Source organism: Micromonospora globispora, assembly GCF_003857015.1.
Taxonomy (GTDB): Bacteria; Actinomycetota; Actinomycetes; order Mycobacteriales; family Micromonosporaceae; genus Micromonospora; species Micromonospora globispora.
This window is the reverse complement of record NZ_QGGF01000763.1, coordinates 1-753: the sequence shown is the minus strand read 5'-3', so window position 1 is coordinate 753 and position 753 is coordinate 1. Positions and strand designations below refer to the sequence as shown.

The following is a 753-nucleotide window of genomic DNA, read 5'->3' as shown; positions in this document are numbered from 1 at the left end:
GATCGGCGTGGCAGCGCTCGCCCGGGCGGCCCGGGCGGCCGTCTCAGCCCGTTCCAGGCGGGCCCGGGCGCCCATGGTGCGGCCCGGCAGGCGGACGTCGCCACGGGAGAGCTGCGCGACGAACCAGGCGGGCAGGTAGCCCTCGATGGGCAGCCCCGGGTTGACCGCCAGCCACCACTCGTGGTTGGGCCAGTCGGCCGCCAGGTCGGCGTACGGGACGCGCCGGCTGGTGCCGGCGTTCTCGCCGAGGCAGGCGCGCATCGCCGTGGGGGAGGTGAATGCCAGCACGTGCGTCCGCCCGGCGGTGGTCCAGGTCCCCCAGCCCATCGGGGCCTGCCCGGCGAGGGCCTCCGCGGAGACCGGCAGCAGCAGGTCGGTGCGGGTCAGGATGCGGAAATAGAGCTGCTGGTCCTGCGCGCGCAGCGCGTCCCGCATCGCCACCTCGGCCTCGGTGGCCGGCTCCCATGCGGTCACGGCCACCCCTCCTCCCGCGAACAGCCCACAGGCCTCGCGTACAACCTACAAGGTGGTATCAAGATCACAATGGCTGGCTCGCGGCGGTCCACCGCCCGGCGCGGCAGGGCGCTAACATCGCGTTCCGGAGTCGCCACGATACGGAGGCGGTCGATGTTCCGGCCCACCGCGCGCCCGGCCCTGGCCGCCCTGGCGGCGATCCTCGCCGCCGTCCTGCCGGCCACCCCGGCCGCCGCGAGGGCCACGCCGGGCCGGCGACCGGGCGGGACGGTGCGGGCG

At 76.2% G+C, this 753-nt stretch carries 1 protein-coding gene; it reads right to left on the bottom strand.

Features of this window, described 5'->3' with window-relative positions:
* Positions 1-474 (bottom strand): SseB family protein (locus DKL51_RS33505; protein WP_148097935.1); only part of this gene is annotated, 474 nt, incomplete at its 3' end.
* Positions 475-753 lie beyond the last annotated feature (279 nt).